This is a genomic window from Methylobacterium sp. NMS14P, from assembly GCF_028583545.1.
GTDB lineage: Bacteria > Pseudomonadota > Alphaproteobacteria > Rhizobiales > Beijerinckiaceae > Methylobacterium.
Genome location: NZ_CP087106.1, coordinates 2,825,328 through 2,841,107, shown reverse-complemented (window position 1 = coordinate 2,841,107; position 15,780 = coordinate 2,825,328). Strand labels below are relative to the sequence as shown.

The 15,780-nt window shown below is 69.7% G+C and carries 19 protein-coding genes and 1 pseudogene; all 20 read left to right on the top strand.

What is annotated here, in order from left to right:
* Nucleotides 1-3 precede the first annotated feature (3 nt).
* The 20 genes and pseudogenes from LOK46_RS13595 (at nucleotide 4) to LOK46_RS13500 (ending at nucleotide 15,779) form a co-directional block, all read left to right on the top strand.
* Nucleotides 4-240 (top strand): hypothetical protein, encoded by a 237-nt coding sequence (locus LOK46_RS13595; RefSeq protein WP_273564243.1) that lies wholly within the window; start codon nucleotides 4-6, stop codon nucleotides 238-240.
* Entirely contained in the window at nucleotides 237-1,700 is a 1,464-nt protein-coding gene (locus tag LOK46_RS13590) for a replicative DNA helicase (protein ID WP_273564242.1), read from the top strand. Before LOK46_RS13595 ends, LOK46_RS13590 begins: the two co-directional genes overlap by 4 nt.
* Nucleotides 1,700-2,698, top strand: a complete 999-nt coding sequence (locus tag LOK46_RS13585) for a hypothetical protein (RefSeq protein ID WP_273564241.1) — start codon at nucleotides 1,700-1,702, stop codon at nucleotides 2,696-2,698. The genes LOK46_RS13590 and LOK46_RS13585 overlap by 1 nt, the downstream gene beginning before the upstream one ends.
* The gene (locus tag LOK46_RS13580; protein ID WP_273564240.1) at nucleotides 2,698-2,973 is read left to right on the top strand and encodes a hypothetical protein; all 276 of its coding nucleotides are present in this window, start codon (nucleotides 2,698-2,700) and stop codon (nucleotides 2,971-2,973) included. Before LOK46_RS13585 ends, LOK46_RS13580 begins: the two co-directional genes overlap by 1 nt.
* A gap of 942 nt (nucleotides 2,974-3,915) precedes the next feature.
* Nucleotides 3,916-4,083, top strand: a pseudogene (locus LOK46_RS32855) (KOW motif-containing protein); the annotation flags it as partial.
* Nucleotides 4,084-4,383: 300 nt separating this feature from the next.
* Nucleotides 4,384-4,755, top strand: a complete 372-nt coding sequence (locus tag LOK46_RS13570; RefSeq protein WP_273564238.1) for an HNH endonuclease signature motif containing protein — start codon at nucleotides 4,384-4,386, stop codon at nucleotides 4,753-4,755.
* 100 nt (nucleotides 4,756-4,855) lie between these two features.
* Complete coding sequence (locus LOK46_RS13565; protein WP_273564237.1) at nucleotides 4,856-5,248, top strand: hypothetical protein; 393 nt, start codon at nucleotides 4,856-4,858, stop codon at nucleotides 5,246-5,248.
* Nucleotides 5,249-5,310: 62 nt separating this feature from the next.
* Complete coding sequence (locus tag LOK46_RS13560; RefSeq protein ID WP_273564236.1) at nucleotides 5,311-5,592, top strand: hypothetical protein; 282 nt, start codon at nucleotides 5,311-5,313, stop codon at nucleotides 5,590-5,592.
* A gap of 4 nt (nucleotides 5,593-5,596) precedes the next feature.
* Nucleotides 5,597-5,977 (top strand): hypothetical protein, encoded by a 381-nt coding sequence (locus LOK46_RS13555; protein ID WP_273564235.1) that lies wholly within the window; start codon nucleotides 5,597-5,599, stop codon nucleotides 5,975-5,977.
* 55 nt (nucleotides 5,978-6,032) lie between these two features.
* A complete protein-coding gene (locus LOK46_RS13550; RefSeq protein WP_273564234.1) occupies nucleotides 6,033-7,733 on the top strand; it encodes a terminase large subunit in 1,701 nt (566 codons plus the stop codon).
* Nucleotides 7,730-9,154, top strand: coding sequence for a phage portal protein (locus tag LOK46_RS13545; RefSeq protein ID WP_273564233.1), 1,425 nt, complete (start codon nucleotides 7,730-7,732; stop codon nucleotides 9,152-9,154). Before LOK46_RS13550 ends, LOK46_RS13545 begins: the two co-directional genes overlap by 4 nt.
* Nucleotides 9,154-10,215, top strand: coding sequence for an HK97 family phage prohead protease (locus LOK46_RS13540; protein ID WP_273564232.1), 1,062 nt, complete (start codon nucleotides 9,154-9,156; stop codon nucleotides 10,213-10,215). Before LOK46_RS13545 ends, LOK46_RS13540 begins: the two co-directional genes overlap by 1 nt.
* 76 nt (nucleotides 10,216-10,291) lie before the next feature.
* Nucleotides 10,292-11,716, top strand: a complete 1,425-nt coding sequence (locus LOK46_RS13535) for a phage major capsid protein (RefSeq protein WP_273564231.1) — start codon at nucleotides 10,292-10,294, stop codon at nucleotides 11,714-11,716.
* A gap of 74 nt (nucleotides 11,717-11,790) precedes the next feature.
* Nucleotides 11,791-12,261, top strand: coding sequence for a hypothetical protein (locus LOK46_RS13530; RefSeq protein WP_273564230.1), 471 nt, complete (start codon nucleotides 11,791-11,793; stop codon nucleotides 12,259-12,261).
* Nucleotides 12,261-12,440, top strand: a complete 180-nt coding sequence (locus LOK46_RS13525; RefSeq protein WP_273564229.1) for a hypothetical protein — start codon at nucleotides 12,261-12,263, stop codon at nucleotides 12,438-12,440. Before LOK46_RS13530 ends, LOK46_RS13525 begins: the two co-directional genes overlap by 1 nt.
* 9 nt (nucleotides 12,441-12,449) lie before the next feature.
* Nucleotides 12,450-13,076, top strand: a complete 627-nt coding sequence (locus LOK46_RS13520) for a head-tail connector protein (RefSeq protein ID WP_273564228.1) — start codon at nucleotides 12,450-12,452, stop codon at nucleotides 13,074-13,076.
* Entirely contained in the window at nucleotides 13,076-13,732 is a 657-nt protein-coding gene (locus LOK46_RS13515; protein WP_273564227.1) for a hypothetical protein, read from the top strand. The genes LOK46_RS13520 and LOK46_RS13515 overlap by 1 nt, the downstream gene beginning before the upstream one ends.
* Complete coding sequence (locus LOK46_RS13510; RefSeq protein WP_273564226.1) at nucleotides 13,732-14,400, top strand: hypothetical protein; 669 nt, start codon at nucleotides 13,732-13,734, stop codon at nucleotides 14,398-14,400. The genes LOK46_RS13515 and LOK46_RS13510 overlap by 1 nt, the downstream gene beginning before the upstream one ends.
* 4 nt (nucleotides 14,401-14,404) lie before the next feature.
* Nucleotides 14,405-14,815: a phage tail terminator-like protein gene (locus tag LOK46_RS13505; protein ID WP_273564225.1), complete on the top strand. Its 411-nt coding sequence runs from the start codon at nucleotides 14,405-14,407 to the stop codon at nucleotides 14,813-14,815.
* A gap of 34 nt (nucleotides 14,816-14,849) precedes the next feature.
* Nucleotides 14,850-15,779, top strand: coding sequence for a phage tail tube protein (locus LOK46_RS13500; RefSeq protein WP_273564224.1), 930 nt, complete (start codon nucleotides 14,850-14,852; stop codon nucleotides 15,777-15,779).
* The last annotated feature ends 1 nt before the right edge of the window (nucleotide 15,780 follow it).

The window sequence follows — 15,780 nt, the reverse complement described above, 5'->3', positions numbered from 1 at the left end:
GCCATGCGCTGGGCGATCATCCACCAGCAGCAGGTGCTCTACCGCGGGACCCGCGAGGAGGTCCTGGCCGCGGCCGAGCGCTTCGACCTGATCTGCCACACCGTGCCGGGGATCCAGCAGCCGCTCGACGGCCGCGGCTTCTACCCGGACGGCGCCGAGATCCCGCCGCGCCTCCGCCAGGGCGCGGTGATGATGCCGGAGGACATGCTTCCGGCCCGACACCGGAGGCGCGCTGCATGAGCTGGGATCACGAGAACGTCGTCGCCTTCCGGCCGACCGACAGCCAGGCGCTGGAGCGGCTGCCGCACTGCTTCGACACCGAGCGGGCGTTGCTGGCCGCGCTGCTGCTGAAGCCGGATCAGCTCACCGAGGTGGCGCAGGGGCTCAAGGTCGACGACTTGTTCGGCGCCGAGCACCGCGAGGTCTACGGCACCATGCTGGCGCTGAGCGCCGGCGGCCTGCCGGTCTCGGCCGTCACGGTCGCGCAGTACCTCAAGACGCGCGAGATCGCCGGCCAGCCGCCGGCGCGATACCTCGCCAGCCTTGCGGCTGATGCGGCTTCCTGGGACGCGCCCGGCCACGCCGCGATCGTGCGCGAGTTCGCCCGCCGGCGGGCGCTGGTGATGATTGGGGAGGGCCTCGCCGAGCAGGCCCGCCAGGGCGGCGCCGAGGACCAGGCCAGCACTCTGATCGACGAGACCGACACGGCGCTCCTCGAGGTGCGCGGCACGGGCAGCGATGGCCGGATGAGCGGCCAGGATGCGGCGCAGGCCACAGCCTGGATGCGGGAGCGGATCGAGGGGCTGCGGTCCGGGCTGCTGCGGTCCACGGCGGTGCCGACCGGCATCGCGGATCTCGACCGAGCCACGAATGGCGGATTCCAGCGCGGTCAGCTCTGGCTGCTCGCTGGGCGGCCCGGCATGGGCAAGACGGTGGCGATGACGTCGCTGAGCCGGTTCGCCGCCCGCGACGCTGGCGTGCTCGTCTTCCAGTGCGAGGTGACCCGGGACCAGCAGATTGCCCGCTACCTCGCGGATCTGTCCTACCTGCACAACCGCCCGCTGACCTTCGGCAAGATCATGGCCGCCGTCGAGCTCGACGACGACGAGCTGTGGCGGATCGACGAGGCGATGAAGCGCTACGAGCGCCTGCACCTCAAGCTCGAATGCGAGCCGTCGGTCAGCGTCGCCCAGATCGCGGCGGCGGTGAAGGCCGAGAAGCGGCGCCTCGCCAAGATGGGCCAGGACCTCGGCGTCGTCTTCATCGACTATCTGAAGTTCATCAAGGTCTCGGACCGCTACCAGGGCAACCGGGTGCTGGAGATCGGCGAGATCTCGGGTTCGCTCAAGCAGCTCGCCAAGTCCGAGGACATCTGCGTCGTTCTGCTGACCCAGTTGAACCGCGGGGTCGAGGCGAAGGACCGGGCCGACAAGCGGCCCAGCCTCGCCGACCTGCGGGATTCCGGCGAGTTGGAGCAGGACGCCGACGCGGTGCTGATGCTCTACCGCGAGGCCTATTACCTCGAGAAGAAGCTCAAGAGCAGCAACGGCGACGCCGAGGTCGGCGCCCGTCTCATCGAGCGGCAGAACGCCCTCGAGATCATCCTGGCCAAGAACCGCAGCGGGCCGTGCCCGACCCTCGACCTGTGGTGCGACGTGGCCTCGTCCGCAATCTCTCAGACCGCACGGGGGCCCCGCTGATGGCTCGCATCCGCTCGATCAAGCCGGAGTTCTGGAGCTCCGAGCAGGTGATGGAGTGCTCGACGAACGCTCGCCTCTTGTTCATCGGCCTCTGGAATTTCTGCGACGACGCCGGCCGCATGACGCTGTCGCCGAAGCGGATCAAGGCTCAGGTGTTTCCGTCCGACGACGTTCTGGCCGAAGACATTCGTCGATTGATCGACGAACTATCGGCGAATGGCCTGCTGTACCTCTATGAGGTTGATGAGAAAGAGTTTTTGCAGGTCACCGGCTGGCACCACCAGAAGATCGACCGGCCTCAGAAGTCGCAACTGCCCGAACCACCCGACCCCAATTCGCCGAACGGTCGTCGAACGATCGGCGTAGGAAGGGATAGGAGTGGAGGGGATAGGAAGAGAGATAATCCCGGCGGCGGCGGCTCACCCCCGCGCGAGCGCGCACACGAGGCACCGACCCGGCACCAGGCCGCAGCAGCGCCGGCCAAGGCCGCTTCCGGCCCGCCGGCTCCCGCCGCCGCCGCGCCGCCGCCGCCGCCAGCGTGGAACAGCCGGGAGAACTTTGATCGCGTCGAGCGGCGGTGCCGCGAGGTGCTGCCCCGGGACTGGGTGCAGGACCTGGTCGTCAGCCCGATGGCCCGGCTGGAGGCCGACGGCCTCGACCTCGAACGCGAGATCATTCCGGCCCTGCTCGACCTCGGGACGCGGCGGACGCCGATCCGGACGTGGTCGCTGTTGGCGAACACCGTCGCCGAGCGGGTGGCGGCCCAGCGCACCCTGCGCACCGCCGAGGGTCTGAGCCCGGTCCCAGCCGCGCCGGTGGCGGAGGCCGACAAGATCGACCTCGGCTCGCCCTATGGCGCCTATGCCGAGCCGGTGCTGCGAGCCGCCATTGCGAAGCACCGCGAGATGGGCGGATGGGTCGACCACCTGTGGGGCCCGGCGCCCGGCCAGCCCGGCTGCAAGATCCCGTCCCGCCTGCTGATCGGTGAGGCCGCGTGATGCTGGTCCTCCAGGTCCAGACCACCATCGACCGCCCGTCCGGCCTGCCGCTCCAGTTCCCGATCGGCGTCCCCGATGCGAGCCTCACAGCCTTCGCCGAGCGGCTGACCCGCGAGGGCGGTCTGATGGTGGTGAAGCTCAAGCTCCAGCGGGAGCGGGACGGCGCCGCCTATGTCGTCGACATGCAGCGGATGTTCCTCGGCCTCGCCGGGGTCGCGACGATCCGCGACCACGAAGGCCCGGTACGGCTCGAGGTCGACGAGGAGGCCGCGTGATGGGCCGACCCGCGCCCCGACGCGGCCCGCCGTCCGGCTCGGTCCTGCTGTGGGACCGCCGGCACCGTGAGGCGACACGGGCCCTGGCGGCGCAGGTGCCGGGCCGCATCTCGGCGACCCGTTCCGATGCGGGTGAGGGCAGGGCCGGATCCGTCCTCGGTATGCCGATATCGGAACAAGATCAGCAGTTTGGGACGGGGCCGGACGTGCGGGTCGCACGGACGGGGTTGGGCGCGACTGGAGCGTAGCGTGAGGCGCAGGCTGACCCAGAAGCAACGGCAACGCCGGAAGCTTCAGCGAGAGCGAGCACACAAGGCGTTCATGCGGCGGGGCGAGGTACTGCCCGAGATGAACGCCGAGGCCGAAGGCGACGAGCCAGCCGCCGAGCAGGCAGAGGCCGGGCCCGCCGAAAGCCCGCGCGAGAAGCTCCAGCGTGAGCGGCAGCAGCGCGAGGCCGAGCGGATCGCGGCGCGCCGGGCGGAGTATGACCTGCCCGAGGGCAAGCTGTGGGCGATGGTCGAGGCCTGCGTCGGCCATACCGGCGAGCTGTGCGAGAAGCTGCGGATCGCCAAGATCCCGCACTTCCGGCCCCGCGACGAGGTTGAGCAGGTCATGAGCTCGGGCCGCATCCGGAAGATGCAGGTGCCGCTGTTCGACCGCACGGTGTTCGTCGGGCTGAAGGATCGGGGCCAACTCGAGGAGCTCGCTGCCGAGCATCCCTGGCTGATGGAGCGGCGCGTCTACGGCGACATGCCGAGCCTGCGCCGCGATCGCGCCTTCGCCTGGGACGTCGAGCACGTCGAGCGGCAGGTATCGCTGCTGGACGATCAGGGCGGCCGGCGCGACGATGCAGTCATCCTGCCCGCGGTCATCCCCGACAAGCAGATGCGCGACTTCGCCGAGACCCTCATCGGCTCAGTGCCCCTGTTCGACGTCGACGAGGCGTTCAGCATTGGCGAGACGGTGCGCGTTGCCGACGGCCCCTTCGCCAGCTTCTCGGGCGTGGTCGAGGAGTTCGATGCGAGCCGCGGCATGGTGAAGGTCGAGGTCTCGATCTTCGGTCGAGCCACGCCAGTCGAGCTTGAGCTGCGACAGATCGAGCGGCAGTAACGTTTTCCACAGGGCCGGATTGACGCGCGGAATCGGGCCTGATTCACAAGGGGCGCACCAACTCGGTGCCGGCCCGACCGCCCCTTGTACTCCCCGAACAGGGTTGAGAACGAGCAGAGCGGCCCGGAGGGAGGTTTCGGACCCCCTCTTTGCTACGACTCTGCCCAGCAGCAACAGACCTCACCGCCCAAGGGGTATGGGGGGTCGATTAAGGATCCGAGGCAGGGGAGCAGCAACCGAATGGGGAGCCTTTTTCCGAGAGCCGCAGCGAAAAAAATCGGCTGAACGGCGAAATTCGGGGTGCCCCAGCCTCTGCGCGGTCGCGGTTCTCGCCCGGCCAGGATCCTCTCGAAGCGCTACGAGCGCACCTCGGCGACGGAGCGGGGCTACGATCACCGCTGGCGCAAGGTCTCGGCAGAGCATCGGCGCCGGCACCCGTTCTGCGCATGGTGCGATCAGAACGGCCAGCTGACCTTCGCGAAGCTCGTCGACCACAAGCACCCGATCGTGGACGGCGGCGCGATGTTCGATTCGGACAATCGGTGGGGCCTCTGCCTCATGCACCACGGGGTGAAGGCGGAGATGGAGCGCTTCGCCCGCCAGATCGGCGAGGTGGAGAAGCTCCCCCTCTGGTGTGACGACCCCGCCGCCCGGCCGGCGCGCTTCCGGTAGGTCCACGATGTTCCTGTTCCGCCGCGCCGCTCAGCACCACGCCGAGACGATGCGCGTTCTGCAAGCCCTTCGCGCGGAGGTCGCGCTGATGGAGAGAGCCATGTCCGAGAAGTTCGATGCCCTGCGCGCCGAGGTTGCGGCCGAGCGTACCGTGACCGCCTCCGCGATCGCGCTGATCAGCGGGCTGGCCGACCGCCTGAAGGCCGTGGCCGCCAGCGACGACAAGAGCGAGCTCGACGCCATCATCGCCGACCTGCAGTCCTCGCGGTCCGACCTGGCCCGGGCCGTGTCCGAGGGCACCGGAGTGAGCCTCGCCCAAGGCGCGGCCTCGTCCGGCCCGCTGCCGGAGAGCGCCGCGGTGGTCGACGCGCATCCGGCGAACGGCGGCACCGGCTCGGGGCCGCTCGACAACGTGCAGGCCTCCGAGGCGCCGGCCGACCAGCAGAAGCAGGCCGGCGCGGGCGAGGCGGCCGAGCAGGGTTCGGCGGCCTGATTTCGAAGGCGCAGACGCGCGTCGGTCCGCCGGCGCGCGCCCAACGAGACGGAGACCGAGCGATGCCCATCCTGATGTCGTATGAGAACCCGGGTGGCGCGAAGCTCGAGGAGCATCTCCGCGCGCTCGTCGGCGAGATGGAGGCGAAGTGCGCCAAGATCGCCGCCGACGCCCGCCCGCAGGCGCAGACGGTGCTGCACAACAACCGCGAGATCATCGCGCTCCTCGGCCAGGCCATCCGGCACCAGGAGCACAGCCAGCGCGTGCTCGCCGACATGGCGCCAGACCAGGGGCCAACCGGCACGCCGCGGATCGGCACGGGCTCGCCGGGCTTCGCCGGCTGATGCGATGCCGAAGCCCTCGCTCGCGCAAGTAGGCCAGGGCGACCCGACGGTTCTGGCGCATCCCGGCTATCGCGCATTCCCGCCGTGCAGTTTCCCGCTCCGCACCGATGCGGCCCGGGCGGAATACGAGAGCACCGGACGGCTGATCTGGAATGCGGGCCGCCTGTCGAAGGACATGCACATCGCGCTCTCGGCCTACGCGAGCTGCTTCGACCAAATCCAGCGCATCTCCACCGAGGGCCTGACCCCGCGGGCGTCTTGGTTCACGAACCTCCAGAAGGCGCAGGCCCGGCTGAAGCTCGATGATCTCGACAAGCCGATCAGCGCGCCGAAGGAAGCGCCCATCAACCGGTTCGCGTGGTTCGGTTTCCCGCAGCGTCGCTGACGAGCGGTTCGCGCTCGTCGAGGTGAAGGGGAGGGAGATCCCGGATTATGCCGGGATGGCCGAATGGTACGCCCAGGCCGTCGTACAGGGCGCGGTGGTGGCCTGCCGCTGGGAGCGGCTCGGCTGCCAGCGCTTCCTTGACATGCTGCACGAGGCGAAGCGGCCGAGCAGCGACTTCATCTTCGACGCGGACCGGGCCAACGACCCCTGCGCGTTCATCGAGACGCTACCGCACATCAAGGGGTTCGCCGGCACGATCGTGCTGGAGCCGGTGCAGTGCTGGTGGATCGCGGCGACGTTCGGATTCCGGGAGCGGGACACCGGCCGTCGCTGGGTTCGGGAGGTGGCGTTCTGGGTCCCGCGGAAGAACGCCAAGACGGCGCTCTCGGTCGGGATCGTGCTCTACTGCCTGAACTACGAGGACGAGCCGGGCGCCGAGGGGTGCGTGGCCGCGGGCTCGGAGAAGCAGGCAGACATCCCGTACCTCGCTATCCGGCAGACGCTGGACAAGGAGCGGGAGCTCAAGGACTGGCTTCAGGCTAAGGACACGACGGAGAGCATCCGGTTCCGGCGCACCGGCGCGGAACTGAAGCTCCTGGCGGGCAAGGCGCCCAACCTCGACGGCCTCAACCCGCACGTGGTGCTGGCCGAGGAGGTCCACGCGCAGAATCAGGACGTCATTGGCGTGCTGAAGAGCGCTCAGGGCGCCCGGCAGCAGCCGTTGTGGCTGGGGATCTCGACCGCGGGCCGCGACGCGGCGGGCCCGGCCTACGACGGTTGGCGGTCGGATCAGCAGGTGCTCGAGGGCAAGCTCCGGGCGGACCGCGTGTTCGTCGCCATGTACGCGGGCGACAAGGAGGACGAGGAGCGCCGGTTCGACCCGGCCATCGTCGAGAAGCTCAACCCGCTCTACGGGGTGTCGCTGAACCCGACCTCTCTGGAGACCGAGGAGCGCGAGGCCCGCAAGAGCGAGGCGAAGCTCCAGGAGTACAAGCGGACCCGGCTGAACCTCTGGTCCCGGGCCGCCGGCAACCTGTTCTCGGTGGAGGCCTGGGACGCCTGCGGAGATGCGAGGCTCACGCTCGCGGCGCTGAAGGGCTTCCCGATGTACGTCGGGGTCGACCTCGCCAGCGCCTCGGATCTGAACGCGGCCTGCTTCATCATCGAGGTGGGCGACGTGCTCTATGCGGTGTTCCGGTACTGGCTGCCGGAGCGCTCGCCGCGGTTCAAGGACGATCGGTACGCGGGCCAGTTCACGGCGTGGGAGCAGGCCAAGCACCTCACCACGACGCGCGGCAGCCACGTCCATCACCCGACCATCCTCGGGGACGTGCTGGGCATGATCGAGGGGCACAACGTGCGGGCGTTCGGCGTCGACCGCTTCCAGGCCGACTTCCTGGCCGGCGCGATCGAGGAGCGCGGGCACACCGTCTACTCGGTCTCGAAGACCGCCTCGCACATAACCCGGTCGACCGACGACCTGGTGACCCGGCACAAGGACCCGGCCCGGCTCCAGCACGACGCCAATCCGGTCACCTCGTGGATGGCCGGCAACGTCGTTGGGCACTGGGACGCGAACGATAACGTCCTGCCCAAGAAGGCCAAGCCCGGGTCGAAGGCCTCCATCGACGGCTTCGACGCGGCGATCAACGCGAATGCGGCCCGCCTCGCGAACGAGGCCGGGACCCCCGACACGGGCGGGCGCGTCACGCGCGCAAACCCGTACCTCACACGTGGGCTGGCAGGCGCTGCATGAGCGAAACCGAGTCCGAGATGTGGCAGCGGTCCGGGCTGACCGCCCAGGACCTCGCCACCGTGCCGGGCCCGCTGCGCACGGACAGCGCTGAGGGGTGGGACGACATCGGCTGGCACGACGTCGGCGACCTGCTCGGGATGGGCGGCCGCGGTGGCCGGTCGTTCTACGGGCAGCATGCCGTCGGCGTCGCCCTGGCGATCATGTGTGCGGACGTGAAGGCGCGCGACCTGTCCAAGGCCGAGATGCTGCTGTGGCGCCGCCGCGGCCGCGGCTGGACCATGGTCGAGGCGGATCAGCACCCGATCGCCGAGTTGCTGATGACCCGGCCGAACCCGTGGCACACGTGGCCCGAGCTGTGGCGCATGGTCGGGCTGCACATCGAGCTCGCGCAGAACGCCTACCTCTACAAGGACATCACGGTCGACGGCACGGTCGAGGCGCTCATCCCGATCCAGCCGGCGCGGTGCCGGGCGCGGGTCTCGACTTCCGGCAAGCTGTTCTACGAGATCTACGCGGGCAACCTGTTCGAGGAGGCGCAGCTCGGCGACTCGTACATGGTCGTGCCGGCGGACCGCATCATCCACCTGCGCGGACGGCTATGGGACGGTCTGTACGGCCTGTCGAACTTCGCGCTGGGCGGCCCGATCTTCGACCTCGTCTCCGCCATCGCCGAATTTCAGCGGAACATCTTCGGCAACGATGGCAAGCAGCCGATCGTCTACCAGACGAGCCAGATCTTCGGGAACAAGGACGAGAGCGACGCGGCGTTCCGCCGGCTGAAGCAGCAGCTCACCGAGCGGACCCGTCGGGCGGTCGCGAATGGCGATCCGATCCTGCTGGAAGCCGGCCTCGAAGCCAAAAGCATCGCCATCAATGCGGTGCAGGCCGAGAGCAAGGACAGCTTCAACCAGCAGATCATGCGCGTCTGCGGGCTCATGAACTGCCCGCCGCACAAGATCTTCGCGCTGGAGGCCGTCGCTTACAACAACATGTCGGCGATGAACCGGCAGTATTACAGCGACTGCCTGCACCCGCTGGCCCACGGCATCCAGGAGAACTTCCGCCTCTCCCTGTTCACCCGAAAGGAGTGGCCGATCTTCGGGCCCCAGTTCGATCAGGTCGCGCTGATGGCGACCGATCTGGAAGCCCTGTCGAAGCTCGTCGACATGGGCATGAAGGACGGCCTGATGACCTTCGACGAGGGTCGCGAGGTCCTGCCGTTCCGCCTCAACCCGCTCCCGGCCGGCGGCGACCAGCGCATGGTGCCGGTCAACATGAGCCTGATCGGCCCGGATGGGCAGGTGATCCACGCCGGCACCGGCCAGAAGCCGACCAACCCGGGCGCGGGTGAGGGCGAGAGCCCGGACAACAACGCTGGCAAGGCGGGCCCGCGGCTCGTCCATTCCGCAGGAGCAGCCTGATGGCCTCGAAGCGCGTCTCGATCGACGAATACCTCGGCTCGCGTGGCTACGGCGGCGTGGAGCGCAAGCACTTTGCCCGGGATTCGGGCGTCATCATCAAGGCCGCCCCGTCCGGTCTCAGCAAGGCGGGCTACGACAAGGTGGCGCGCACCATGCGCTTCGTCATGTCGGCGGAGATCGAGGACCGCGATCGCGACATCGTCGTCCAGGCCGGGCTGAACACCACCGAGTTCGAGAAGAACCCGGTCGCGCCGTGGTCGCATCGCGCCGGTGACCCGCCGGTGGGCACGTGGTCCGAGCTGGAGAAGTCCCTCGGCGGCCGGCCGAAGCGCACCGAGGGCACGCTGACCCTCGTGAAGGGCGACGTCATGGCCGACCGCCTGGACGTGCATTTCGAGGCCGGCTCGATCCGGGCCTGCTCCATCGGCTTCATGCCGCTGTCGATCGAGCGCCGCGAGGTGCCGGAGGACCAGCAGGGCAGCTACTTCTACCCCGGCTACATGATCCACGAGGCCGATCTGTACGAGTGCTCGCCCTGCTGCGTGCCAGCGAACCCCGCCGCGCTGGCGAAGGCGGCTGCTGCGGGCGACGTCCTGGCCCGGGAGCTCATTGAGGAGGTGCTCGACACCTGGTCGATCGAGAAGGGGCTGCTGGTCCCGCGCAAGGCGTTCGAGGCCAGCCACCGGCAGGCCACCGGCGAGCGCACCACGGTGACCTTCCAGGGCAAGACCTTCGCGGTCGAGGCCGGCGAGGGCGGCGCCCCGGCGCTGGTGCCGGTGAAGCCGTCGAAGGCCGAGCGCGTGATCGACGCGCTGGAGACCGACGAGGGCTTGCTCAACCGGCTGGCCAAGGCGCTCGGGTTCAAGGGGCGGACCGACGCGGCCGACCCGAAGCCGGGCGAGGGCGGCACGAAGCCCGCGCCCGAGCCGACCCCGGAGCAGAAGCTGCGCGACCAGTTCGCCGCCGACCTGCCGGCGCTGACCGCGAAGCACGAGATCCTCGACGCCGACGCCCGTCTGGCCGGCCTCGATTCCGAGATGGGGCAGCACGCCCCCGCCTGACCCGCCCGCACACGGCGGTTTCACCCGGTGGCCATCCCGAGTGCGGGCGCTGCCACCTTCTGCATGGAGAAGTGACATGACCCTCGCCGAACTTCGGGCGAAGCTGAAGGCTGCCCACGAGGCCGCGAAGGCCGCGCGCGCGAAGGCCACCGCCGACGCCGCCACCGAGGCCGACCGCACCGCCTACAAGGACGCGCTGACCGCCGCCGAGCAGGCGCTGTCCCTGGTCAAGGACGCCGAGCGCGACGAAGCGCTGGAGGCGGCCACCGCCGGCGCGGCCGGTGGCGCCGCGGGCGGCCTCGATCTGCAGCAGCGCAACGAGGGCGGCGACGGGCGCGTGTACGCCCGGCCCGAGGAGAAGATGACCGGCATCCAGGAGGTGGCGCTCCTCGGCGCGGCCGCCGCCAAGAGCCGCGTCTTCGCCGGCAACGGCACCTTCAAGTCGCCGCTGGAGATCATGGCGGAGGAGGGGTACGAGCGCTTCGTCGACACCCTCAAGCAGCGCGCCATGCAGAAGGCGGCGGTGCGCGGCCAGAAGTTCAACTCCACCCTGACCCCGGCCGACGGCGGCATCCTGATGCCGACGCCGCAGTCCTCCACCATCATCGGTTTCCTGCGACCGGAGAACACCTTCCTCCAGGGCGGTCCCAAGCGGGTCCCGCTGGTGAGCGGCCAGTTCAACCAGCCGCGCGGCGCGACCGGATCGACGGCCGGGTACGTCGGCGAGGCGGCCAAGAAGCCGGTCGGATCGCCGACCTTCAACAACATCTCGATGCGGTCGAAGAAGCTCGCCGGCATCGTGATGGTGACCATGGAGGCGCTCGCCTGGTCGCTGGCCGACCTGCGGGCCTACCTGGAGGACGACCTGCGTTCCACGCTGGCGCAGAACATGGACCTCGCCTGCTACTTCAGCGTCGGCAGCGACACGACCCCGAACGGCCTGCTGAAGCGAAGCGGCATCAACCGCTTCAACGCGGCGGCCACCGGCGCGGGGGCGTACTTCGCCAATCCGAAGGCGCCGACCGTCGCCGAGCTCGACCGGGTCGCCACCCTGATGATCCTGGCGATCACGGACGCGAACATCCCGGCCACCGATCGCTTCGCCTGGACGATGAACTACCACCTGATGCGCTACCTCGCCGACGCGCGGGGCGCCAACGGGCAGTACATCTACCCGGAGCTGAACCAGGCGCAGCCGATCTGGAAGGGCTTCAAGGTTCTGGTGACCACGCAGTTCCCGTCGAACGGCGGCACCACGACCGACGAGTCCACCCTGGCCCTGATCGACTGGGGCAACGTCCTCTACGGCGAGGACGAGGGACTGACGGTCAAGACCTCCACCGAGGCCTCGATCGACGTCGGCACCGGCACGCCCGTCCTGCTCTTCCAGCAGAACATGATGGCCGTCCTCATGGAGATGCGCCACGACATCGCGCTCCAGCGCGACGCCGCGGTGTCGGTGCTGGAGCACGCCCGCTGGGGCTCGCTCTCGGCCTCCTGAGCCGGCCGGCCTGAAACAGGGCCGCCGGAATGAGCCGGCGGCCCGCGCAATCCGAACAGCGGGACGTGACGACGATGGGTATGCCGCGCGGGAGGCTCGACCTCTCCCACTTCCACGACATGGCCAAGGGCAACCACCGCGGGTTGGTGCCGATGGAGTTCATCGAGGCGGCCATGCCGCACGCGGTCGGCGACGTGGCCGGCTACAAGCCCGCCGACGCCAAGCAGCTGCACGACCGCGGCATCGCGGTGCCCCACGGCAGCGTCTACGAGCGCGGATCCGTGGCCGAGCGCCGGGATGCGTCCCGGGTTGTGCCGGAGACCGACGACGAGCTGCGCCGCTCGCAGGTCGATCTCGGCGACGATCCGCTGGAGCGGCACCACCTCCAGCGCATCAAGCTCGCCGCCCAGATCGCCGGCCGCGACGTCTCGAAGGCCGACGAGGCCGACGAGATCATTCGCGCCGAGATCGCCCGCCGTGGCGAAGTGCAGCAGCGCGCCGGGGGTGCCGTCACCTCCGACGCGCTCCGGCTGCCGGCCGCCTGATGGCCGGCGATCAGGAGCAGCGGCGCGAAGGCGAGGGGGCGGCCGAGAGCCGTCCCCGCTCCTCGGACGCCGACGTCGCGCGCTACCGCGGCGAGCGGGGCCGCGCGACCGCCGACGCCAAGCCGCCCGCCGACAAGATGGCGCGGCCCGGCACGGTGCGCGCCTACGAGACGAAGTGAGGCGGACGCGTGGACCTGCGCCGGATCTCCGACCCGCTGACGCTCGAGCAGAAGCTCGCTGTCGTCACGCTCGACGAAGCGAAGGCGCAGGCGCGCGTCCGCCACACGGATGAGGACGACCTGATCAAGGGGTACGTCGCGGCGGCATTCGACTTCCTCCACGGTCCGGACGGGTGGCTCAACGGCTACTGCATCCTGGAGGAGAGCTTCGAGTTCTTCGTCGACCGCGTCGACACGGTGGTCGAGTTGCCCGTGCGCCCGGTGGTCGACGACACGCTCGTCTCGTTCGAAGGGCGGGAGGCGCGCGGCGCCTACGCCGCCATTGCGGCCGGCGACTTCATGATCGCGCTGGTCGACGAGTTCGCCACTCTGGCGCGGCTCACGACCAACGGATTCGCGGCACAGCCCGGCCTGGTCGACCCGCGCCGATACCGGATCCGCTTCGCCGCCGGCTGGAGCGACGCCGCTCATGTGCCGAGCACGCTGAAGCAGGCGATCAAGATGCTGGCGGCGCACTTCTACGCCAGCCGCGAGGTCGCGGAGCCTGCGGGCCGGGGCGGCGCCCTGTCCCGCGAGGTCGAATACGGCCTGCGCGCGCTCGCCGGCCGTCACCGCGTCAGCCCGGATCACTCCTGATGCCGATCGCTGCCGCGGGCACGCTCAACCAGCGCATCCAGTTCCTGCGCCGCGGCGCCGGCGGCTTCGCCGCGATCGGGCCGGTGCAGTGGGGGCGCTTGGAGTTCGAGCGGGCGCTCACCGTCAACGTGGTCGGTGTCACGCTCCAGGGGCGCGGCGGCAAGCTTACGGTGCGGGCCTGCGACCTGACCCGGGGGCTGAAGGTCGGCGATCGGTGCGAGTTGGACGGCGACGTGTTCACGATCACCATCCGGAAGGCGCCCGAGGTCGATCTGGACGACGTGCATCTGGAGATCGAGTCCGCGCCGACCCCGGCCCTCTACGCCGAGGAGATCGACCGCCGCGGCGAGGTGATCAAGCTTCAGCGCCGGAGGGCGAACAGCAACCCGGTTGCCTACGAGCCGCAGATCGACGTCCGCGCCATCGTCACTGGCTACGCGCCGTCCGAGCTCGTGGGCGGTATCACGCAGGGCGATAGCCGGGTGATCCTGTTGGCTGCGGATTTGGTCGCTGGCGGATTCCCGCTGCCGATCCAGACGGGCGGCCTCGACAGCGTGGTGATCGGCGGCCGGCAGCGCACTTTCCGGATGGTCGACGACAACAGCCACCGTGTGGCGGGCGCGCTGCTCGCCTACGACTGCACGGTGAGGGGCTGATGGCCATCACGCAGACCGGCGGCACGCCCGAGAACGTCCGCGCCGCGGTGGCGGCTGCTCTCTCGCCGGAGCGCCGCCGTCTCGTCGTCACCGCGGCAGCTCGCGAGGCGCAGGCCCGCGCCGAAGCGGCATACCGCCAAGAGTTCGGCCGGCTGCCGGCGACGGACGTGGTGATCGAAGGCCAGTCTGGCGCCAGCCTCGACCAGCTCGATCCAGACCAGGGCGAGGTAGCGTTCCGCTTCGGGCGCGCCAACGAAGCGCTGGCCTGGATCTATGAGCAGATCGTGCAGCACTCCCCCGTGCTGAGCGGCGGGTACAAGGGCGCGCACGTCCTGCTCGCCGACGATCAGCAGGTGGACCCCGCGAACGCACCGCCGGCCAGCCGCTACGTGTTCATGAACCTGACCGCCTACGGCAAGAAGATCGAGGAGGGCGAGTCCTCGCAGGCGCCCGGCGGCGTCTATCAGGCCGTGGCTGCCATGGCGGGCCGCCGCTTCGGCAACAGCGTGCACGTCGGCTTCGGCTACGAGTCCCCGCTGCTCGGCTACGTGGCGGGCGAGGCCGGCCGCGGCGCCCGGGCCCGGCTCCGTCAGCAGCCGACGCGCGTGGCCGGCATGAAGCTGGAGCGCGCCACGCGCGTGCCGGTCATCACCGTGACCCTGGACTGATCCGATGGGCCTGTCCGTCGTAGCCAAGGCCGTCGAAGATCTCCTGGCCGCGTCCTGGGACAAGTGCGAGGTGCGCGGCCTGAACGGCGACACCGGCACGCCGATCGGTGGCGATGCCTTCCTCGTCGTGCAGTACCCGGTGGTCCGCTCTGAGCGCATCAGCTTCGGCTCGCCCGGCAACAACATCTACCGGGACGAGGGCGCCTTCCGTCTCGTGCTGAACATCCGGCGCGGCGACGGCATCGCCGAAGGCCTGAAGTGGATCGACGAGCTGTCCGCGCTGTTCCGCGGCAAGACCTTCGACGGTGTGCGGACCTTCGCCCCGTCCCCCTCGGTGATCGACGACCGCAACGACGAGGACGGGTACTTCCTCCTCACGACCGCGGTGCCGTTCGAGCACGACTACCTCGGCTGAACGGCCGTCCCCCGTCACAATCCAGGAGAGCACCATGTTCGCTGACGGCAGCGGCGTTCGCGTCGCGTATGTCCCCGAGACCGACTTCGGCGTCACCCCGGCGACCCCGGCCTTCAAGACCGCGCGGGTCACCAGCGGCGGCCTGCGCACCAACAAGACCACGGTCACGTCCGACGAGCGCCAGGCCGACCGGAACGTTCGCGATGAGATCCTGACCGGCCTCGCCGCGGGCGGCTCCTACAATTTCGAGTTCTCGTCCGGCGACTTCATCGAGATGCTGCTGGCCAACGCGCTGCGCGGCGCCTGGGCAACGGACGTGCTGAAGAACGGCGTGCTCGCGCCCACGCTGACGATCGAGGAGACCCTGGAGCTCGGCGCGACCGATTCCTTCAGCCGCTTCCCTGGATCGACGGTCAACACTCTGTCGCTGAGCATCGGCGCCCGGGAGAAGATCACGGGCTCGGTCGCCTTCATGTGCCAGAAGGAGGTGCTCGCCACGAGCATCATCACCGGCGCAACCTACACGGCGCCCAGCGTCGACCCGATCGCCAACGCCTCGAACAACGTGGCGGCGCTGACGGTCGGCACCATCAACCCGGCTCCCCGGGTGAAGACGCTGACGATGGAGATCAACAACGGCCTGCGTGAGCGGCCCGAGGTCGGCTCCCTCTACAGCAACCAGTTCGGCGCGGACCGGTGCAACATCACCGGCACGCTGAACGCCTACTTCGAGAGCAACGCCCTCTACCAGGCCGTGCTCGACCATGGCTCGGCCGCCCTGTCCTTCACCCTCGGGGTGGAGAGCGGCAAGCGCTACACCTTCTTGTTCCCGAAGATCCGCTTCGGCGACGGCGAGCGCGCGGTCGGCGGCAACACCGACGACGTGATGGTGAACATCCCGTTCCGAGCCCTCTACGACCCGACCGAGGCGTGCACCCTCAAGATCACCCGCAACGTGACCTGAG